The 20,200-nt window shown below is 69.0% G+C and carries 19 protein-coding genes and 1 pseudogene; 10 read left to right on the top strand and 10 right to left on the bottom strand.

Annotation, left to right across the window (positions count from 1 at the left end; all coding sequences use genetic code 11):
• The first annotated feature begins 64 nt into the window (after positions 1–64).
• The 7 genes and pseudogenes from HNP48_RS17020 to HNP48_RS16995 all read left to right on the top strand — a co-directional run bounded on the left by HNP48_RS17020 (position 65) and on the right by HNP48_RS16995 (position 6,581).
• On the top strand, positions 65–2,191 hold the full coding sequence (locus HNP48_RS17020; protein ID WP_184859107.1) for a xanthine dehydrogenase family protein molybdopterin-binding subunit: 2,127 nt from the start codon (positions 65–67) through the stop codon (positions 2,189–2,191).
• Positions 2,192–2,218: 27 nt separating this feature from the next.
• Complete coding sequence (locus HNP48_RS17015; RefSeq protein WP_184859105.1) at positions 2,219–3,199, top strand: dihydrodipicolinate synthase family protein; 981 nt, start codon at positions 2,219–2,221, stop codon at positions 3,197–3,199.
• 25 nt (positions 3,200–3,224) lie between these two features.
• Positions 3,225–3,716, top strand: coding sequence for a (2Fe-2S)-binding protein (locus HNP48_RS17010; protein ID WP_260420258.1), 492 nt, complete (start codon positions 3,225–3,227; stop codon positions 3,714–3,716).
• Positions 3,713–4,525 (top strand): annotated as a pseudogene (locus HNP48_RS35825) (FAD binding domain-containing protein); the annotation flags it as partial. The gene HNP48_RS17010 and the pseudogene HNP48_RS35825, both read left to right, overlap by 4 nt.
• Entirely contained in the window at positions 4,514–5,140 is a 627-nt protein-coding gene (locus tag HNP48_RS35820; protein ID WP_409362564.1) for a CoxG family protein, read from the top strand. The pseudogene HNP48_RS35825 and the gene HNP48_RS35820, both read left to right, overlap by 12 nt.
• Positions 5,141–5,148: 8 nt before the next feature.
• Positions 5,149–5,757 carry a 3-hydroxyanthranilate 3,4-dioxygenase gene (locus HNP48_RS17000; protein WP_184859099.1) on the top strand — a complete coding sequence of 203 codons (609 nt, stop codon included), beginning with the start codon at positions 5,149–5,151 and terminating at the stop codon, positions 5,755–5,757.
• The gene (locus tag HNP48_RS16995; protein WP_184859097.1) at positions 5,754–6,581 is read left to right on the top strand and encodes an aspartate dehydrogenase; all 828 of its coding nucleotides are present in this window, start codon (positions 5,754–5,756) and stop codon (positions 6,579–6,581) included. The genes HNP48_RS17000 and HNP48_RS16995 overlap by 4 nt, the downstream gene beginning before the upstream one ends.
• Before the next feature lie 215 nt (positions 6,582–6,796).
• On the opposite strand, the gene HNP48_RS16990 is transcribed toward HNP48_RS16995, so the two are convergent.
• Positions 6,797–7,285, bottom strand: coding sequence for an Lrp/AsnC family transcriptional regulator (locus HNP48_RS16990; RefSeq protein ID WP_221480241.1), 489 nt, complete (start codon positions 7,283–7,285; stop codon positions 6,797–6,799).
• A gap of 70 nt (positions 7,286–7,355) precedes the next feature.
• Here HNP48_RS16990 and HNP48_RS16985 point away from each other — a divergent pair, with 70 nt between their 5' ends.
• Positions 7,356–8,309 carry an EamA family transporter gene (locus HNP48_RS16985; protein ID WP_184859095.1) on the top strand — a complete coding sequence of 318 codons (954 nt, stop codon included), beginning with the start codon at positions 7,356–7,358 and terminating at the stop codon, positions 8,307–8,309.
• A gap of 14 nt (positions 8,310–8,323) precedes the next feature.
• Here HNP48_RS16985 and HNP48_RS16980 read toward each other — a convergent pair whose 3' ends face one another.
• The 7 genes from HNP48_RS16980 to HNP48_RS16950 form a co-directional block, all read right to left on the bottom strand.
• Entirely contained in the window at positions 8,324–9,301 is a 978-nt protein-coding gene (locus HNP48_RS16980; protein WP_184859093.1) for a molybdopterin-binding oxidoreductase, read from the bottom strand.
• Between the two features lie 266 nt (positions 9,302–9,567).
• A complete protein-coding gene (locus tag HNP48_RS16975; protein WP_184859091.1) occupies positions 9,568–9,969 on the bottom strand; it encodes a RidA family protein in 402 nt (133 codons plus the stop codon).
• Positions 9,966–11,627: an AMP-binding protein gene (locus HNP48_RS16970; protein WP_184859089.1), complete on the bottom strand. Its 1,662-nt coding sequence runs from the start codon at positions 11,625–11,627 to the stop codon at positions 9,966–9,968. Before HNP48_RS16970 ends, HNP48_RS16975 begins: the two co-directional genes overlap by 4 nt.
• Before the next feature lie 19 nt (positions 11,628–11,646).
• Positions 11,647–12,846: an acyl-CoA dehydrogenase family protein gene (locus tag HNP48_RS16965; RefSeq protein ID WP_184859087.1), complete on the bottom strand. Its 1,200-nt coding sequence runs from the start codon at positions 12,844–12,846 to the stop codon at positions 11,647–11,649.
• A 4-nt stretch (positions 12,847–12,850) separates the two neighbouring features.
• Positions 12,851–13,705 carry an enoyl-CoA hydratase family protein gene (locus HNP48_RS16960; RefSeq protein WP_184859085.1) on the bottom strand — a complete coding sequence of 285 codons (855 nt, stop codon included), beginning with the start codon at positions 13,703–13,705 and terminating at the stop codon, positions 12,851–12,853.
• Positions 13,702–14,193, bottom strand: coding sequence for a MarR family winged helix-turn-helix transcriptional regulator (locus HNP48_RS16955; RefSeq protein ID WP_184859083.1), 492 nt, complete (start codon positions 14,191–14,193; stop codon positions 13,702–13,704). The genes HNP48_RS16960 and HNP48_RS16955 overlap by 4 nt, the downstream gene beginning before the upstream one ends.
• 3 nt (positions 14,194–14,196) lie before the next feature.
• Entirely contained in the window at positions 14,197–16,548 is a 2,352-nt protein-coding gene (locus tag HNP48_RS16950; protein WP_184859081.1) for a bifunctional salicylyl-CoA 5-hydroxylase/oxidoreductase, read from the bottom strand.
• Positions 16,549–16,868: 320 nt separating this feature from the next.
• Here HNP48_RS16950 and HNP48_RS16945 point away from each other — a divergent pair, with 320 nt between their 5' ends.
• Positions 16,869–17,195 carry a DUF1840 domain-containing protein gene (locus HNP48_RS16945; RefSeq protein ID WP_184859079.1) on the top strand — a complete coding sequence of 109 codons (327 nt, stop codon included), beginning with the start codon at positions 16,869–16,871 and terminating at the stop codon, positions 17,193–17,195.
• 30 nt (positions 17,196–17,225) lie between these two features.
• Positions 17,226–17,837 carry a GyrI-like domain-containing protein gene (locus HNP48_RS16940; protein WP_184859077.1) on the top strand — a complete coding sequence of 204 codons (612 nt, stop codon included), beginning with the start codon at positions 17,226–17,228 and terminating at the stop codon, positions 17,835–17,837.
• 30 nt (positions 17,838–17,867) lie between these two features.
• Here the strand turns inward: HNP48_RS16940 and HNP48_RS16935 are convergent, their stop codons facing one another.
• Both HNP48_RS16935 and HNP48_RS16930 read right to left on the bottom strand, forming a co-directional pair.
• Entirely contained in the window at positions 17,868–18,896 is a 1,029-nt protein-coding gene (locus HNP48_RS16935; protein ID WP_184859314.1) for a tripartite tricarboxylate transporter substrate binding protein, read from the bottom strand.
• 287 nt (positions 18,897–19,183) lie between these two features.
• Positions 19,184–20,170: a tripartite tricarboxylate transporter substrate-binding protein gene (locus tag HNP48_RS16930; protein WP_184859075.1), complete on the bottom strand. Its 987-nt coding sequence runs from the start codon at positions 20,168–20,170 to the stop codon at positions 19,184–19,186.
• Positions 20,171–20,200: the final 30 nt, after the last annotated feature.

The raw sequence follows: 20,200 nt of genomic DNA, 5'->3' as shown, positions 1-20,200 counted from the left end.
AACTTCAAAGTCTTTCAAAATTATGCGATTGCCCGGTGCGGGGGGCGTCGGTCTAATCCGACCCATGCTGAACACGGCCTTCACACCCCTTCGCCGAGAAGACACCGCCCTGCTGATGGGGCGCGGCCAGTACACGGGCGATGTGCCGGCCGAAGGCGCGCTGCATGCGGTGTTCGTGCGCTCGCCACTGGCGCACGGCCGCTTGCTGGGCGTCGATGCCCGGGCCGCAGCCCAGGCCGAGGGCGTGGTCGCTGTGCTGACCGCCGAGAACCTGGTGGACGCGCAGGGGGAACGCCGCGTCCACATGCCGCCGCCCAACCCCTTGCTGCCCGTGGCCCCGGTCACCCCCATCGAACCGCTGGCCCATGGCGAGGTGGTCTATGTGGGCCAGCCGGTGGCTCTGGTGCTGGCGCGCTCCCTGGTTGCGGCGCAGCAGGCGGCGTTGCAGGTGCAGCTGGACATCGAGCCGCTGGCCCCGGTGACGGACTTTGACGGTGCCCGGCCGGTGACACAGGTGGCACACCAGGTGGCCGGGCCGCAGGCCGCCGCTGCGGTGGCCTGCGAAGCCAGCGCCACACTCGATGTGCCGCGCGTGCTGGCTTTGTCGATGGAGCCGCGCGGCATGGTGGCGCAGTGGCATGGTGACGCGCCCGCGCGCCTCACCGTGCACCTGGGAACCCAGGCCCCGTCGCGTGCCCAGGCGGACATCGCTGCCGCGCTCGGCTGGGACGATACTGCGCGTGTGCGCGTCGTCACCGGCAACGTCGGCGGGGCCTTCGGCGCCAAGTCCTCACTGTGCCCTGAGGACCTGGCCATCGCACTGGCCGCGCGCCGCATGCAGGCCTCGGTGCGCTGGATTTCCTCGCGCTCGGATGAGTTCACCTCGGGCATGCACGGCCGGGGCGCGCGCCTCGCGGGCCGTCTGTCGGTCACGGCCGAAGGGCACTTTGCCGCCCTGCAGGCCGAGCTCCAGTTCACGCTGGGCGCCTGGCTGCCGTTCTCGGCCGTGGTGCCGCTGCGCAACACGGCGCGCATCCTGCCCGGGCCCTACCGCGTGGCGCAGCTCGATGTGCAGGGCCGTGCGGGCCTGGCGCACAGCGCGCCGGTCACCATCTACCGCGGCGCGGGCCGGCCTGAGGCCGCACTGCTCATGGAAACCCTGGTCGAGCAGGCCGCGCGTACCGTAGGCATCGACCCGGTGGAGCTGCGCCGGCGCAACCTGGTGGAGGCGGCCGACATGCCTTACACCACCCCGACCGGCGAGGTTTTCGACAGTGGTGATTACCGGCGCGCGCTGGAGATGGCCTGCGAACGCTTCGGCTATGTGGAGCAGCGTGCGCTGCAGGCGCAGCGCCGCGCCGACGGCGAGGTGGTGGGTATCGGCATGGCGCTGTATGTCGAGCCCTGCGGCGTGGGCTGGGAATCGGCGCGTGTGGACTGGCACGAAGACGGGCGCGTGACCGTGGCGACCGGATCACCGGCGCAGGGCCAGGGCCATGCCACCACCTATGCCCGCATTGCCGGCGAAGCGCTGGACATCGCTGCCGAGCGGGTCGAGGTCGTGTATGGCGACACCGCGCTGTGCCCGCCCGGGGTCGGTGCGCTCGCCAGCCGCAGCACGGCCCTCGCGGGCGGCGCCATCGTGCAGGCCTGCCGGGAGCTGCAGGCACGGCGCGCGGCGGGCGAAGCGCTGCCGCTCTCGGCCAGCACGCGCTTCACGGGCGGCGAGGCCTGGAGCTATGGCTGCGTGATCGCGCGCATGGCCGTGGACCGTGACACCGGCCGCCCCGGCATTGAGCAGATCACCTGGGCCGACGACGCCGGCCACATCGTCCATCCCGAGCTCGCCAAGGGCCAACTCGTCGGCGGCCTGGCGCAGGGCCTGGGCCAGGCCCTGCTGGAGCGCCTGGTCTACGACGGCGCGGGCCAGCTCGTGACCGGATCCCTCATGGACTATGCCGCGCCGCGCGCCGACGACATGCCGGCCGCCATCGACATCGCGAGCTTTGCCACGCCCAGCCCGCACAACCTGCTGGGTGCCAAAGGCGTGGGCGAGGCCGGCTGTATCGGCGTGCCGGCCGCGCTGATGAATGCGGCACGCGATGCGCTGGCGCCGCTGGGCGAATGCGCGCTGCAGTTCCCCCTCACCTCCGAACAGTTCTGGCGCGCGATGAGCGGCCGGAGCCTCTGAACCTCCATGTCTTGAAAGGAAAACACCATGGATTACAAGAAGTCTGAAGCCAAGGAATACGCCCGCGAGCACTTCACCGGCGTCTGGGCCGCCAACCTCACGCCCTTCGACGAGGCGCTGCGCATCGACGAGAAGGCCCTGCGCCAGAACATGGACCACTGGATCCGCGACCTGAACCTGGGCGGCCTGTTCATCGCCGGCAAGCAGGCCGAGTTCTTCGCCATGTCGATCGAGGAGCGCAAGCGCCTGATCACCCTGTCGGTGGAGGCCGCGCAGGCCGCGGGCAACCGCGGCGGCATCGGCCGCTGCGGCATCATCACCTCGTGCTCGGACACCAACCTCGATGTGGTGCTGGACCTGGCGCGCCATTCGGCGAACGCCGGTGCCGACTACGTGATCGTGCACAGCCCGGTGCTGCACTTCGGTGCCGACACCGAAGAGACCATCTACGAGTACTACCGTTACCTGTCGGAGCAGCTCGACATCGGCATCGCCATGTGGAACCACCCCGACTGCGGCTACACCATGAGCCCGGAGCTGTGCAACCGCATCGCCGACCTGCCCAACATCGTGGCCATCAAGTACAGCGCCGACCGCGCGCGCTACAAGCGCCTGACCGAGCTGGCTGGCCACAAGATCCAGGTGAGCAACCCGTCCGAGGAGGACTGGCTGGAGAACATCATCGAGCTCAACTGGAAGCTCTACCTGTGCTCCACGCCGCCCTTCCTGCTGCAGACCAAGGTCGACCAGCGCATGAACGAATACACCCGCCTGGCCTTTGCCGGCCAGCATGCCGAGGCACGCAAGGTGCGCGACAGCCTGGAGCCCGTGCGCGCCGCCTTCCGCGCCAGCAAGCCCGCCGGCAAGCCGCAGGCCCATGGCAAGGCCTGGCAGGAGCTGCTGGGCCAGCATGGCGGCCCCGTGCGCCGCCCGCTGCTCAACATGACCGAAGCCGAACTGGCCGCCACGCGCGAAGCCTTTGCAGGTTGCGGCCTGCGCCTGGCCTGAGGCCAGCAGCCGCATGAACCAGTGCATGCCGATCCGGTTGCAGGTCAATGGCAGCGCCTGCAGTGTGCAGGTGGAAGCCAACATGCTGCTGGTGGACTGCCTGCGTGGCCCCCTGGGCCTGCGCGGCACCCACCAGGGTTGCGACACGGCCCAGTGCGGCGCCTGCACCGTGCAGGTGGATGGCCGCGCCGTGAAGTCCTGCAATGTGCTGGCCCTGCAGGTGCAGGGCCGTGCCGTGCGCACGGTCGAAGGCCTGGCGCAGGCGCCGGACCGGCTGCATCCCATGCAGCAGGCGTTCAGCCGGCACCATGCGCTGCAGTGTGGCTTTTGCACGCCGGGCTTTCTGATGCGCGCGGTGGCCCTGGCCGGTGAACCCGAGGCCGCCGAGGCGTCCATCGACCCGCACTGGGTGCGCCATGCCCTGGGCGGCAACCTGTGCCGCTGCACGGGCTACGAGGGCATCGTGAAGGCAGTCTGTGAAGGCCTGGCCGCGATGCGCGGGACGGAGTGGGCATGAACACGCTGGATTTTCAACGGCCCGCCTCGCTGGCCGAGGCACTGGCGCTGATGGCCCCCGCGCAGGCAAGCGGCCGCAGCTGGCTGGCCGGCGGCCAGTCGCTGCTGGCTGCGATGAAGCTGGGCATGGCCACGCCGTCGGTGCTGGTCGACCTGCAGGATGTGCCGGGCCTGCGCGACATCCGCGTGGAAAGCGGGCCGGACGGTGCACAAACGCTCTGGATCGGCGCCATGGCCACGCATGGCAGCGTGGCGGCCAGCCCTACGGTGCGCGGCTTCGCGCCGGGCCTGGCGGCCCTGGCCGGCGGCATTGCCGATGCGCAGGTGCGTGCCATGGGCACCCTCGGCGGCTCGCTGGCCCACAACGACCCGGCGGCCTGCTGGCCCACCGGGGTGTTGGCCGCAGGCGCCACCATCGTCACCGCGCGGCGTGAGATCGCAGCCGACGATTACTTCCAGGGCCTGTACAGCACGGCGCTGGAACCGGGCGAGCTGATCGTGGGTGTGCGCTTCCCCCGGCTGCAGGGGCTGCACTACCTCAAGTTCGAGCAGCCGGCATCGCGTTTTGCGCTCGTGGGCGTGGCCGTGGCCCACACCGGGCCTGGGCCGGTGCGGGTGGCCGTGACCGGACTGGGCATGGGCATCACACGCTGGCCCGCGGCAGAGCAGGCACTGCACGGTCGTCTCAGCCTGCCTGCCCTGTCGACCGTGGCAGCCGATGGTCTCACGGCGCTGGGCGACCTGCATGCCTCGGCCGACTACCGCTGCCATCTGGCCGGGGTGCTGGTACGGCGCTGCGTGGCGGCCCTCACGGGCGAGGCGCTGCCACGGCATGCGCCGTTGGCGCCATCCGCCGCGGGGGCACCCGCAGCACCCGGCGCCGAGGAGGTTCCGAAGGACGGCTTCGGTGGTCGCCAGCTGCTGGCGGCATCGCCCGAGCGTGTCTGGCAGGCCATTCTCGACCCGCAGAATCTGCAGGCCAGCATCCCGGGCTGCGAGACCCTGGCCCAGCGCAGCGCCAGCGAGTACGAGGCCACGGTCAAGGTCGGCCTGGGGCCCCTGTCCGTGCGCTTCCAGAGCGATGTCACGCTGCGCGACCTGCAGCCCCCCCGGTCGCTGACCATGGTCTTCGTGGGCCAGGCCGGTGCGCTGGGCAGCGGCCAGGGCACGGCGCGGGTGCGCTTCGAGCCCACGGCCGATGGCGGCACGGTGCTGCACTGGTGGGTGCAGGTGCAGCTCAGCGGGCGCCTGGCGCAGTTCGGCAACCGCCTGGTCGAAGCCAGCTCGCGCAAACTCAGCGAAGAGTTCTTCGAGCGCTTTGGCCGGGTGCTGGGCGTGCCCGCCGGCCAGTTGCCTCCCCCCCTTTCTCCGTGGCGCAGGCTGCAAGGCCTGCTCGCGCGGTGGTTTTCTGTGTTCCGAAAGTGAGTGTCTCCATGCCTTACCAACCGGCCGATGTGGCCTACGACCATTACAGCAAGCCCCTGAACTTCCAGCAGTGGCTCGATGCCCACAGCGCGCGCCTGCAGCCGCCCGTGGGCAACCAGCAGATCTGGAAGAACGCCGACCTGGTCTGTACCGTGGTGGGCGGCCCCAACGAGCGCACCGACTTCCATGACGACCCGTACGAGGAGTACTTCCACCAGTTCAAGGGCAATGCCTCGCTGCTGATCGCCGACCGCGGCAAGTTCGAGCGCGTGCACCTGCGCGAGGGCGATATCTTCCTCTTGCCCGCGCATGTGCGCCATTCGCCCCAGCGGCCCGAGCCGGGCAGCCTCTGCACGGTGGTGGAACGCAACCGGCCCGTGGGCTCCATCGACGCCTTCGAGTGGTACTGCGCCGCCTGCGGCGGCCTGGTGGTGCGCAGCGAGCTGCAGCTCACCAGCATCGTCGAAGACCTGCCGCGCACCTACACCGCGTTCTACGATTCGGCACCGGCCGAGCGCACCTGCGCCCACTGTGGCGAGGTGCACCCGGGCCGCGACTGGCGCAGCTGGCATGCGCGCTGTGCCGAGCATTTTCCGAACACGGCGGCTGCGGCATGACGCGGGTCCAGGCACCGCTCACGCTTGCCGTGGTCGGCTTCGGCGCCATCGGCGAGGCCCTGGCGCGCGCGCTGTTGGGTGACGACCGTGTGCGGCTGGCCCAGGTCGTGGTGTCCCCGGCCTCCCTCGATGCGGCCCAGGCGGCCTGCGCGGCCCTTGCGCTGGATGTGCGCGTGGCCAGCACGCTGGACCTCGGGCCGGGGCAGCGCCCCGATCTAGTGGTCGAGTGCGCGGGCCATGCGGCGGTGCTGGCCCATGTGCTGCCGGCGCTGCGGGCGGGCATTCCCTGCGCCATGGCCTCGGTCGGAGCCTTGCACGATGCGGAGCTGTTCGCGCAATTGGAGGCTGCCGCGCAGGAGGGGGGGGCCCGGCTGCAACTGGTGTCCGGCGCCATCGGCGCCATCGATGCCCTGGCCGCGGCGCGCTTTGGCGGGCTCGACGAGGTGACCTATGTGGGGCGCAAGCCGCCGCTGAGCTGGACCGGCACGCCGGCCGAGCAGGCCTTCGACCTCGCCCGCCTGGCATCGCCCCAGGTGATCTTTCGCGGAAGCGCGCGCGAGGCCGCCCGGCAGTTCCCCAAGAATGCCAATGTGGCGGCCACGGTCTCGCTGGCGGGGCTGGGGCTGGACCGCACCCAGGTGGAGCTGGTCGCCGACCCGGGCGTCACCCGCAATGTGCACGCCGTGATCGCGCGCGGCGCCTTCGGTCGATTGGAGCTGCAGATGGAGAACCTGCCGCTGGCCGCCAACCCCAAGACCTCGGCCCTCACCGTCTACAGCCTGGTGCGCGCCGTGCGCAATGCCGCAGTGGGCATCGCCATCTGACATCTCAGTGGTTCATCGCGGCGCATGAAACTGGCGCGGCCAAGGCCAGTGCTCCCGCGCAAGGGCCGCCCCGCCGCGCTGGGAGCGTCCCCCTCCCAGATTGCGAAGCAATATGAGAGAGGGGCTGAGGGCCGCGGCTCCAAGCCTGCCTGCGCAGGCTTGGACGTGCCCGAAGAGCCGCCGCCTCTGGCGGTGGCACCGAGGCGCGAAGCGACTCAGGGGGTGCTTTTGTCATTCATCCAGTTGAGGTCCAAGGGGCGGTCCTCGAACTCGGTGTTCAGCACCACCGTGCTGGTGGTGCGGGCCACGCCGGCAATCGCCTTGATTTCGTAGATCACGTCTTCCAGCGCACGCGCATGCGTGGTGCGGATCTTGGCCAGAAAGTCGTACTCGCCGGCCACGCTGTGCAGTTCTTCCACCTGGGGCATGGCGCGCAGGCGCGGCGCCACATCGCGGCAGTGGATGCCGCCATCGTTGCGGATGGCGACGAAGGCCGTGAAGTTCAGCCCCACGCGCTCGTGGTCCACGCTGATCGAAAAGCGGCGGATCACGCCCTTGTCCAGCATCTTCTTCACCCGCTCATGCACCGCGGCCGTCGACAGGCCCACTTCGGCCCCGACGTCGGCGTAGGAACGTCGGCCATCGGTGCCCAAGGCAGAAATAATTCTGGCGTCTATCTCATCTGTCTGAATATTTGCTTGCATAAGCGCATGAATTTGGTAAAAATTCCGAAATCCCTGTGATTTCCATAAATTTTCCGGTCAGGTGAAGAATATGCCGACATTTTTCAATGCGCAAGCAGGCAACCGCCGCGTGTGGGCTATCGCCATCGCCCTGCTGCTGGTGTACATCGTCTGGGGCACCACCTATTTCGCCATCGGTATCGCGGTGCAGACCATGCCGCCGCTGCTGATGAACGCCATCCGCTTCCTCTGTGCCGGGGCCATCATGCTGGCAGTGGCGCTGTGGCAGGGCCACGCCCTGCCCACGGCCACGCAGTGGCGCAACTCGGCCGTGGTGGGCGGGTGCATGGTGTTCCTGGCCATGAACCTCATGGGCTTTGCGCAGAAGATGGGCATTGGCTCGGGCCTCATGGCCACGGTGGTCACCACCATGCCGATGTGGCTGGCCCTGTGGTCGCGCTGGGGCGGTGAGCGTGTGCCCGTGACCAGCTGGATCGGCCTGGCCCTGGGCGTGGTGGGCGCGCTGCTGCTGGCGCTGGAAGGGGATTTCTCGGCCACCTGGCTGGGCGCTCTGCTGGCCTTTGGCGCGCCGCTGTGCTGGAGCATCGGCTCCTACGCCTCGCGCAGGCTTTCGCTGCCGGCACCGGCCATGGCCTCGGCCGCGCAGTGGTTCACGGGCGGGGCCATGGGCCTGGTGGTGGCGCTGTGCTTCGAGCCGGTGAGTGCCCTGGGCCAGGTCAGTGCCAGGTCCTGGGCGGCCTGGGTGTACCTGCTGTTCTTCGGCACGCTGGTGGCGCTCAATGCCTACCTGTGGCTGCTGCAGAACACCTCGGCCGCGCTGGCCGGCAGCTACTCGTTCGTGAACCCGGCCGTGGCCCTGTTCGTGGGCGTGGCACTCGGCGGCGAGCTGCTCACGGGCTGGGTCTACGCTGCGCTGCCCTTGATCGGTGCGGCGCTGGTGTTCATTCTGTATGGCAAAGCCCTTTCCGCACTCTGGGCGCGCCGTGGGGCACCGGTGCCCCCGGGTGGCGCGCCGGTGCGCTGAGGGCCCGTACCGGGTCAGGGGGCGGCGGTGATGACCTCGATGTGGGTGAGGTTCGAAACCGATCGGCTTTGCTTCACCTCGCCGGGCACGATGAGGCGGGCCACCCCGTTGGGACCCAGGCCTTCGCCGTTGGCGGCGTAGGCCACCAGCGCGGCCTTGTTGCCAAAGCCCGGGTCGATCTCGCCCAGTGACACCAGGGCCTTGTAGCCATCGCTGCCCGTGGCCACGGCCACCATGGCCAGCGTGGGGTTCTTGGCGCTGGCATCCGTCTTCAGACCGGTGGTGCTGCTCAACAGCGTCCACAGGTTCACGCCCGTGTAGGTGGTGCCCGCCACCGTGACGGTGCTGGCCGGCAGGGCCTGCAGCGTGGCCAGGTCAAAGCTGGCCGGCTTGGTCACGGCGCCCGACACCGCGAAGCCGTTGGACACACCGCCTCCCGTGCCCGCGGCCGTGGAACCCGATGTCCGTACCTCCAGCCGCACGAGGTTGGAGACATAGCGCCCGCCCTTCACGTCGCCGGGCGCCGTCACGCGGAACGGGCCGTCGGCGCTGGCCAGCGGGCCCGAGCTGCCGTTCTGCGTCTCGGCATAGGCGAGCACGCTGGCCTTGTTGCCGTACTCGGGGTTGATCTCGCCCAGGCCGAAGGCCACGCGGTAGCCATCGCTGCCCGTGGCCAGCACATAGCGGTTCAGGCCATCGTTCTTCTTGGTGGCATCGAGGGTGATGCCGGCGTCGTTCAGCACCGACCACAGCGTGGCGCCCGTGTAGGTGCGCGACTGGGTTCCGCTGCCGCTCGTGAACGTGACCGATTGCGTGACGGCCGGCTGGCGCTGCAGTGCGGCGGTGTCGTAATTGCCGGGCCTGTCGACCGCCCCCTGGACGCGGATGGATGCTCCCTCGTCGCTGCCGCCGCAGGCCGCCAGGGCCAGCAGCAGGGTGGTAGCCAGGCCGACGGCCAGGCATCGGTGGGGACGTGGTGTTCTGGATTGCATGCGTTCTCCTCCATGTTGGTTCGCTATTCCATTTTGTCATAGCGATTTCATGGAGGTGCCAAGTGACTGCAAGGGAAATCGATAGACTGCTTCCCGCCAGCCGCCAAATCGACGCGGCATGTGCGAGGGCCGCTGCTGACAGTCGCGTGCTACCTGAGATGCCTGCAACTGGCGCGGCCAAGGCCAGGGCCCTCGCGCAAGGGCCGCCCCGCCGCGCTGAGGGCGTCCCCCTGGGGGGAAGGCGCGAAGCGACTCAGGGGGGCTTCCTATCCAGCGTCGGGGATGACGGCGGTGGCTTCGATCTCGATCCTGGCGCGCTCTTCCATCAGGCCGGCCACCTGCACGCAGGCCATGGCCGGGAAGTGCTTGCCCAGCACCTCGCGGTAGACCACGCCCAGTTCCTTCAGGCGGGCGTTGTATTCGTTGCGGTCCACCACGTACCAGGTCAGGCGCACCAGGTGCTCGGGGCCGGCACCGCCGGCTTCGAGCACGGCGCGCACGTTGAGCAGGGTCTGGCGCGTCTGGGCGATGAAGTCATCGCTCTCGAACTGCTGCTGTGCATTCCAGCCGATCTGGCCGCCGGTGAAGATCATGGTGCCGCGTGCGGCCACGCCGTTGGCGTAGCCTTTGGGGGTGACCCAGCCGGCCGGTTGCAAGGTGGTGTTCATGGTGTGTTCGTCGTGGAGTGGGTGGCCGCTGCTGCCGCTTCGCGCTGGCGCAGCCGAAAGCGCTGGAGTTTGCCCGTTTCGGTGCGCGGCAGGGCGGTGGCGAACTCGACCAGGCGTGGGTATTTGAAGGGCGCGATGGTGGCCTTCACATGGTCCTGCAGGTTCTTGGCCATGGCGGCATCGCCGGTGTGGCCGGGCTTGAGCACGCAGAAGGCCTTGACCACCATGCCGCGCTCCTCGTCGGGCACGCCGATCACGGCGCACTCGGCCACGGCCGGGTGGCGCAGCAGGGCGTCTTCGACCTCGGGGCCGCCCACGTTGTAGCCGGCGGTGATGATCATGTCGTCGTCGCGCGCCTGGTAGAAGAAATAGCCGTCCGCATCCTGCACGAAGGCATCGCCCGGGTAGTTCCAGCCGTCCTTCACGTACTTGGCCTGGCGCGGGTCATCGAGGTAGCGGCAGCCCGTGGGGCCGATCACGGCGAGCTTGCCCACCGTGCCGCGCGGCAGCTCCTGGCCCTGGTCGTCCACCACCCGGGCCTCGTAGCCGGGCACCACCTTGCCGATGGCGCCGGGGCGGCTTTCGCCGCCCGCGGCCGAGATGAAGATGTGGAACATCTCGGTGGCGCCGATGCCATCGGTCATGTCGATGCCCGTGGCCTCCTTCCACAGCTGGCGCGTGGCGTCGGGCAGGGCCTCGCCCGCGCTCACGCTGGTGCGCAGCGTGGGCAGGCCGAGCTGGCGCGCGAACGGTGCCATCTGGCGGTAGAAGGTGGGCGCGGTGTAGCAGATGGTCACGCCGGCCTCGCGCATCAGGCGCACCATGGTCTCGGGCGTGTAGGGCTGGTCGGGGAAGTAGATGCTGGCGCCGGCCCACATCGGGAACACCAGCAGCCCGCCCAGGCCAAAGGTGAAGGCCAGCGGTGGCGAGCCCGCCACGATGTCCTCGGGCCGGGCGCGCAGCACATGGCGTGGCCAGGCCTCGCAGGCGGCCAGCACGTCGCGGTGCGCATGCACGGCGGCCTTGGGGGCCCCCGTGGTGCCCGAGGTGAAGGCCATCAGCGCCACGTCGTCCGCCGACGTGGGGCAGGCAGGCTGCGTGCCTGCCATGGCCTGCGCGCGCACCAGCAGGTCGGCGGCATCGGGCGCCGTGTGAAAGGGAACGATGGTGGCGAGCACCGGGTGCTCCGCCTGTGCGGTCTGCAGCTCGGCCAGCAGGCGACCGTCGCACAGCGCCAGCACGGGCTGGGCGCGCTCGATGATGCTGCCCAGCTCCACCGCGCGCAGCAGCGGCATGGTGGCCACGGCCACGAGGCCGGCATGCACCACGCCCAGCCAGGCCAGCGCCATCTCCACCGTGTTGCCGCCGCGCAGCAGCACGCGGTTGCCGGGTACCAGGCCGTGTTCTTTCGTGAGCAGCTCGGCGATGCGCGCGGCCTCGGTGTGGGCCTCACGGTAGCTGTAGGTGCGCTGCGGACCGCGCAGCAGCGGGCGGTCGCCATGGCCGGCGCGTTCGGCCTGGTCGAACAGGGCCTGCACCAGGTTGGTCTGTTCAGGGATTTGCAGCTCTGGCGTGTCGTAGCGCAGCGTGGGCAGGGCCGGCGCCGGCGGCAGGCGGTCGTGCACGAAATGGTCGGGTTGGGCGCTGGGGTGGGCCATGGTGGCGCTCCTTCCTGGGTCAGGGGGTCTGCAGGGCGGCTTTGCCGATGATGAGTTGCTGCACCTCGGTCGCGCCTTCGTAGATGCGCAGCGAGCGGATGTCGCGGTACAGGCTCTCGACCTTGCTGCCCACTTCCACGCCACGACCGCCGTGCAGCTGCAGCGCCATGTCGATCACGCGTTGGGCGTTCTCGGTGGCGGTCATCTTGGCCATGGCCGCCTCGGCGGTCACGCGGGTGCCGCCGCGCTTCTCGCCCTCGTCGCGCAGCCAGGCGGCGCGGTAGGTGAGCAGGGCGGCGCTGTCCACCAGCGCGGCCATTTCGCCGATGCGCGCCTGCGTGAGCTGGAAGTCGGCCAGCGACTGGCCGAACATGCGGCGCTGGCGCGCATGGTGCACGGCCTCGGCCAGGGCGCGGCGGGCCATGCCCAGGGCGGCTGCGGCCACCGAGGCGCGGAAGATGTCCAGCGTGCGCATGGCCAGCTTGAAGCCCCCGTTCAGCTCGCCCAGCAGCGCCGAGCTTGGCACCTCGCAGCCCGTGAAGGCCAGCGTGGCCAGCGGGTGCGGCGCCATCACATGGATGTGGCGCGAGGTATCAAGCCCTTTCGCGGTGGCATCGACGATGAAGGCGCTGATGCCGCGCGTGCCGCCGTCCGGCTCGGTCTTGGCGAACACGCAGTAGAAGTCGGCGATCCCGCCGTTGCTGATCCAGGTCTTGCTGCCGTCGAGGGTGTAGGCGCCGCCAGCAGCGGGCAGCGCCGTGGTGCGCATGGCGCCCACGTCCGAGCCGGCCTCGGGCTCACTCAGCGCGAAGGCCGCGATCAGCTGGCCGCTGGCCACGCCTTGCAGGTAGTGGGCCTGCTGCGCGGGGCTGCCGGCCAGGGTGATGGCGCCGCTGCCCAAGCCCTGCATGGCAAAGGCGAAGTCGGCCAGCGGCGAGTGGTAGGCCAAGGTCTCGCGCAGCAGCACCAGCGCGCGCGAATCGAGGGCGGGCAGGGCGCCGCCATGCGCGGCGGGCACGCAGTAGCGCAGCCAGCCGTCTGCTCCGAGGCGGCGCACCCATTCGCGGCAGGCGGCGCGGTCATCGGTTTCGTCCACGTCCTGGGCGGCGGCCCAGGGCACCAGGCCGCGCGCCAGGGTTCGGTGCGCGTCGTCGAAGAAGGGCAGATCCAGGTGGGCCGTGGAGGGCGGGCAGGGCGCCGGTGGGGTGGCGATGTGCATGGTGTCAGTCCCCCTGGAACACAGGCTTTTGCCTGGCCGCGAAGGCCTCGTAGGCGCGGCGGAAGTCCTGCGTCTGCATGCAGATGGCCTGGGCCTGGGCTTCGGCCTCGATGGCCTGGTCGATGGTCATGGCCCATTCCTGGCTGAGCATGGTCTTGGTCATGCCGTGCGCGAAGGTGGGGCCGCTGGCCAGGGCACGTGCGGTTTCCTGCACCTGGGCCAGCAGGTCGGCGGGCTCGTACAGGTCGTTGAAGAAGCCCCAGGCCAGGCCTTCCTGGGCCGTCATGGAGCGGCCGGTGAACAGCAGCTCCGAGGCACGGCCCTGGCCGATGAGGCGCGGCAGCAGCGCGCAGGCGCCCATGTCGGCGCCGGCCAGGCCCACGCGGGTGAACAGAAAGGCCGTCTTGGCCGCGGCCGTGCCGTAGCGCATGTCGCAGGCCAGCGCCATCATGGCACCGGCGCCCGCGCAGATGCCGTCGATGGCGCCCAGGATGGGCTGCGGACAGGCGCGCATGGCCTTGACCAGGTCGCCCGTCATGCGCGTGAACTCCAGCAGCTCGGGCATGCTCATGCCGGTCAGTGGGCCGATGATCTCGTGCACATCGCCGCCCGAGCAGAAGTTGCCGCCCGCGCCCGTGACCACCACGCACTTCACATCGGTGGCAAAGCGCAGGGCGTTGAAGAAGTCGCGCAGCTCTGCATAGCTCTGGAAGGTCAGCGGGTTCTTGCGCTCGGGCCGGTTCAGCGTGACGGTGCCCACGCCATCGGCAAAGCTCCAGGCGAAGTGCTGCGCCGTGTACGGGGCCTTGGGTTCGAACTGCGCGCGCATGGGGTTGCCGGCGCCGATGTTGTGCTTCATGGTTCTGTCTCCACGGGGTTTTTGAGGGTGTGTTCCTTGACCTTGCCCAGCAGCCGGTGCAAGGTGGCGATGTCGCGCTCGCCCAAAGCGGCGAAGGCCTCGACGATCCACTCTTCGTGCTGGCGGGCCATTTCGTTGAACTGGGCGCGGCCTTGCTCGGTCAGGCGCACGCAGTAGGCGCGGCGGTCGCCTTCGACCTCCACGCGCTCCACCAGGCCTTCGGCCACGAGCTGGTCGGTGATGCCGGTGACGTTGCCGCTCGTGACCATCATGCGGCGCGAGAGGTCCTTCATCTTCAGGCCTTCGGGCGAGCGTTCGAGTTGCGCCATCAGGTCAAAGCGCGGCAGCGTGGTGTCGAAGCGCTCGCGCAGGCCGGCGCGCACCTGCTTTTCGATCAGCTGCGTGCAGGTCAGCATGCGCAGCCACAGGCGCAGGGCCTCGGGGTGCTCGCTGGGCGCGGCGCCGTGCAGTCGGGCTTCCAGGTCCATGGCTCAGCCCTCTTCCTCGCTGGCGCCGCGCTTGTGCTGGGCCTCCAGTGCGGCCTGCATCTGCTTTTGCTTGCCGATCTCGCGCTGCATCTGGTCGCGCCCGCTCCAGTACTGCACGGGCCAGTCGGTGTGGGCGGCGGCCACGGGGCTCAGCTGGGCTGCGGCATGCAGTGTCCAGGCCGGGTCGGCCAGGTGGGGGCGGGCAATGGCGCAGAGGTCGGCACGGCCCGCGGCGATGATGCTGTTGGCGTGATCGGCCTCGCTGATCGCGCCCACGGCCATGGTGGCGATGCCCACCTCGTTGCGGATGCGGTCGGCAAACGGCGTCTGGTACATGCGGCCGTAGACGGGTTTGGCGGCGCGCGTGGTCTGGCCCGAAGACACGTCGATCAGGTCGCAGCCCGCGGCCTTGAACAGGCGCGCGATCTCGATGGCATCGTCGGGCGTGGTGCCGCCGGGCGCCCAGTCGTGCGCTGAGATGCGCACGCTCATGGGCTTGTCGACCGGCCACACGGCGCGCAGCGCGGCAAACACCTCCAGCGGGTAGCGGCAGCGGTTGGCCAGGCTGCCGCCGTACCCGTCGGTGCGCTGGTTGGTGATGGGGCTGATGAAACTGGCCAGCAGGTAGCCGTGGGCGCAGTGCAGTTCCAGCCAGTCGAAGCCGCAGGCGGCGGCGCGGCGCGCGCTCTCGGTGAAGGCGGCGGTCATGGCATCCATGTCCGCGCGGCTCAGGGCCGCGGGCGTCTGGTTCTGCTCGCCATAGGCCAGCGGGCTCGCAGCCAGCAGGGGCCAGTTGCCTGCCTCCAGCGGTTCGTCCGTGCCCTCCCAGCCCACGCGGGTCGAGCCCTTGGGCCCGCTGTGGCCCAGCTGCATGCCGATCTTGGCGCTGCTGCTGGCGTGCACGAATTGCACGATGCGCGTGAAGGCGGCCTGCTGCGCATCGTTCCACAGCCCCGTGCAGCCGGGGGTGATGCGGCCTTCGGGCGTGGGGCTGGTCATCTCCACCATCACCATGGCCGCGCCGCCCAGCGCGCGCGCGCCCAGGTGCACCAGCAGAAAGTCCTGCGGCACGCCGTCGACCGCGCTGTAGGTGGCCATGGGCGAGACGACGATGCGGTTCTTGAGCGTGAGGCCGCGCACGGTGAACGGCGTGAGCATGGGCGGCACAGCGGCCTTGCCGCCCGCCAGCCAGCTTTCGTAGCCTTCGAGCCACTGCGCATCGCGCAGGCGCAGGTTCTCGTGGCTGATGCGCTGGCTGCGCGTGAGCAGCGAGTACGCGAACTGCTCGATCTGCATGCCCGTGTAGCGCGTCACGTTCTCGAACCATTCGGTGGAGTTGCGCGCCGCGTTCTGGATCTTCAGCACCTCGACGCTGCGGCGCGCCTCGTAGTGCGTGAGCACTTCATCGATGGGCAGGCCCGTGGCGAACTCGTTGGCCAGGTCGATAGCGTCTTCGAGCGCGAGTTTGGTGCCGCTGCCAATGGAAAAATGCGCGGTGTGCGCCGCATCGCCCATGAGCACGATGGGCACCGGCTTGCCGCCAATGGCTTCGCGGTGCACCCAGGTGTTGCAGATCACGCGCGGAAAGCGGATCCAGTTGGCCGAACCGCGCAGGTGGGTGGCGTTGCTGATCAGGGCATTGCCGTCGAGGTATTTGGCGAACAGGCGCTCGCAGAAGGCGATGGCCTCGGGCTGCTCCATCTGGTCCAGGCCATGGGCCTTCCACACCGCCTCGGGCGTCTCCACAATGAAGGTGGAGGTGTCGGCGTCGAACTGGTAGGCATGGGCCTGGAACCAGCCGTGCTCGGTCTGTTCGAAAGCAAAAGTAAAAGCGTCAAACTTCTTGTGCGTGCCCAGCCAGACAAAGCGGCACTGGCGCAGGTCGATGTCAGGCTGGTAGGTGGCGGCGTAGCGGGTGCGGATGCGGCTGTTCAGGCCATCGCTGGCGATCACCAGGTCGGCGTTGTACTTGGCCGCGGCCTCCTGGTCGTCCTGCACCTCGGTCTCGAACACCAGCTCCACGCCCACGGCGAGGCAGCGGTCCTGCAGGATGTTGAGCAGGCGCTTGCGGCCGATGCCGCAGAAGCCATGCCCGCCCGAGCGCACGCTCTGGCCCTTGAAGAACACCTCGATGTCGTCCCAATGGTTGAAGGCATCGCCGATCAGCCCGGCCGTGGCGCCATCCGCCGCCTGCAGGTTGGCCAGTGTCTGGTCCGACAGCACCACGCCCCAGCCGAAGGTGTCAAACGGGCGGTTGCGCTCCAGCACCGTCACACGGTGCGCCGGGTTCTGCTGCTTCATGAGCAGAGCGAAATACAGACCTGCGGGGCCGCCGCCAATGCAAAGTATGTTCATGGAAAAATAGTTTAGACCTAAACAAATTGCTGTCAATGGGGCCATCCCCAGATGGCTTCGGCGCAGGGATCGCGCCCAGCAGGGGGCGGTGCGCGCACACTGTGGGTCTGGTCTGACCGGCGGGAGGTGCAACTGCCTGCAGCGCGTGGGGTGTTTGCCGCACAGGGTGGGGCAGCGCTGGGCGTTAAGGTGCTGTGTAGCTACCGGTTGGATGGGGGTACCCGGAGCGGCACCCTGCGCGGCGCACAATCGGATGGCCCGTTCACGCGCGACTCCATGTACAAAGAGAACATTGCCACTTGAGAGGACCTCTGCACACCATGCTTTACAAATTCAAGTCCAAGGCCGCGGCCGATCTGATCATGCTTGAACCCCAGGGCCGCCAGATCCTGGAGATCATCGGCAAGACCCCGGGCGGCAGCGGCATCGTGACCGCGGCGCAGATTCCCGGGGCCATCGCGGCCCTGGAGGCCGCAGTCAAGGCCAGCGAAGCCCAGCCCCCCGCGCCGGAGGGCAAGGAAGGGGACGAGGACGAGGAGCAGGGCGGCCGCGCAGACACCGTGAAGCTGCGCCAACGCGCGGCGCCTTTCATCGAGATGCTGCGCAAGAGCGCAGCCGAGCAGGCGGATGTGGTCTGGGGAGTGTGACCATGGCGTGCGCGCGAACCGGGGCCGCCTGTGGACAAGATTGACCTGAAGAAGACGGACCTCAAGCACCTGTACCAGCCCTCGGCCCGCAGCGTGGTGGAGGTCGAGGTCCCCGCCTTGCGCTTCCTGATGGTCGATGGACAGGGGGATCCGACTGGCTCGGAGCCTTATGCGCAGGCGGTGGAGGCCTTGTTCGCCGTCTCCTACACGGCGAAGTTCATGGTCAAGAAGGGCCCTGAAGCCATTGACTATGCAGTGATGCCGCTGGAAGGCCTGTGGTGGGCCGACGACATGGCGGCCTTTGTCGCCAATGACCGTGCCCAGTGGCAGTGGACGATGATGGTCATGCAGCCTTCCTTTGCGACGCCGGAGGTGCTTGCCCGCGCCATCGACGAGGTGCGGCGCAAGAAGGCGCTGCCAGGGGTGGAGCGCCTGCGCTCGGAGGTGTTCGCCGAAGGGCGGTGCGCACAGGTGCTGCACCTGGGGCCCTTCACCGAAGAGGGGCCCACCATTGAGCGGGTGCACGACTTCATCGACGCCCGGGCCTCACGGGCCGGAAAGCACCATGAGATCTACCTGAGCGACATCCGCAAGGCGGCGCCCGCGAAATGGAAGACCATCATCCGCCAGCCCATGGCATAGCGGCCGGCTTGGTTTGCCGGCATTTCGGTGTCAGTCCACCTTGGCGCCCGAGGCCTTGACCACCTGGGCCCACTTCTTGTGCTCGGCGTCGATGTGCTTGGCGAACTCGGCAGGCGTGTTGCCGCCGGGGATCGCGCCCTGGGCCATCAGGCGCTCCTTCATCGCGGGGGAGGCCAGGGCCTTGGCGACTTCCTGCTGGATGCGGTTGACCATGTCGGGCGGGGTGCCGGCGGGGGCCAGCAGGCCGAACCAGGAGCTGGCCTCGTAGCCCTTGAGCGTGGGGCCTCCGGCCTGCTCCACCGTGGGCACGTCGGGCAGGGCGCCGGAGCGCTGGCTGCTCGTCACGGCCAGCGCGGTCAGCTTGCCGGCCTTGATCTGGGCCATGGACGAGGGCAGGTTGTCGAACATCACATCCGCATTGCCGCCCACCAGGTCCAGCAGCGCGGGGCCGGAGCCGCGGTAAGGCAGGTGCAGCATGAAGGTGCCGGTCATGCTCTTGAACAGCTCGCCCGCCAGGTGGATGGAGGTGCCATTGCCGCTCGATGCCATGTTGAACTTGCCGGGGCTGGCCTTGGCAACGCGCATGAAGTCCTGCACATTGGTGATGCCCAGGGACTTGGCCTTGTCCACGTTCATCACCATCACGTTGGGCACGGCGGCGACCAGGGTGATGGGCGCGAAGTCCTTGATCGGGTCGTAGGGCAGCTTGGCGTACAGCGCGCGGTTGATGCCGTGCGTGCCCACGGTGCCCATGAGCAGTGTGTAGCCATCGGCCGGGGCCTTGGCCACGATCTCGGCACCCACGTTGCCGCCGGCACCGGCGCGGTTGTCCACCACGAACTGCTGGCCGAACACGCGCGACAGATCAGGCGTCAGTGCGCGCGCCAGGATGTCGGTGGTGCCGCCGGGCGCAAACGGCACGACGATGCGCACCGGCTTGTTGGGCCATGCGCCTGCAGGCGCTGCCGCAGGCTGCTGTGCGTGGGCGGAGCGCGGCAGCAGCAGGGCGCTGGCGGTGGCCACGGCCAGGGCGCCCAGCGCGCTCAGGGTGAAGGCCATGGCAATGGCCTTGCGGCGGCTGCGGGCGCGGGTCTTCGCGGCGATGGCGGGGTGGGTGCTGCGGGCTTGCTGTGCCATGGAAATGCTTTCTTCAAGAGCCGGGTGTATGCCTGCAGTTCTACGCGGGCGCGCGCGCGCCGGGCAGATGGATTACCCGAAGACCAGGCGCGGAATGTGGCCGTGGTGGATGGATGGACATCGGGCCCAGGGTCCGGCTGCCCGGGCAGAAAAAAGCCACCAGGCCCAAGGGCGTGGTGGCTTGTGGTGCAGTGCTGCGCGTGGGCCGATCAGTCGGCGTAGGTGCCGGCGGCCTTGATGACAGCCGTCCACTTGTCGATTTCGGCCGCCACAAACTTCTTGTGCTCGGCGGGCTCGACGCGCTTGTCGGTCACGACCACGGCGCCCAGGCCTTCCTGCTTCTTGATGAAGTCGGGGTCCTTCAGGGCGACCTTGAGTGCGTCGTTGATCTTCTTGGCGATGTCAGGCGGCGTGCCCTTGGGGCCGTACAGGCCGTGCCAGATGGTCACTTCGAAGTTCTTCAGGCCCGATTCGGCCAGCGTGGGCAGGTCCTTGAGCAGGGGCGTGGTCAGGCGTTTCTGGGTGGTCACGGCATAGGCCTTGACCTTCTTGGCTTCGATTTGGCCCGAGGTGTTGGTGGTCTGGTCGCACAGCAGGTCGATCTGGCCGCCGATCAGGTCGGTGATGGCCGGTGCCGTGCCCTTGTAGGGAACGGGGGTCATGTCGATCTGCACGGCGCTCTGGAACATCAGGCCGCACAGGTGCGAGGCGGAACCCAGGCCGGCATTGCCCAGGTTGATCTTGCCTTTGTTCTGCGCGAGCCAAGCCGACAGTTCCTTGTAGTTGTTGGCGGCCATGGTGGGGCGCGCGATCAGCGTCATGGGCACATCGTTGACCATGCCCAGGTACTCGAAGTCGTTGGGCACGCTGAAGGCCAGCTTGCGGTACAGCGCGGGCATGGTGGACATGCCGATGTGGTTGAGCAGCAGGGTGTAGCCATCGGGTGCGGCGCGGGCGACGCGGGCGGCGCCGATGGAGCTGCCGGCACCGGCGGTGTTGTCCACCACCACGTTGGCGCCCAGCGGCTTGCGCAGGGCTTCGGCCAGGTCACGCGCGACGCGGTCGGTCGGGCCGCCAGCGGCGAAAGGCACCACGATGGTGACCGTCTTGTCCTTGGATGGGTATTCCTGCGCAGCGGCGCCAAAAGTGGCTGCTGCCGCTGCGGCGACAAGGGCGAGTTGGATCAGTTTTTTCATGAGTGCTCCTCTGTAAAAGACGGGCCATGA

It is taken from the genome of Acidovorax soli (genome assembly GCF_014207955.1).
Lineage (GTDB): Bacteria > Pseudomonadota > Gammaproteobacteria > Burkholderiales > Burkholderiaceae_C > Acidovorax > Acidovorax soli_A.
Note: the sequence above shows the minus strand (reverse complement) of the source record. Positions and strands in the feature narration are given on the sequence as shown.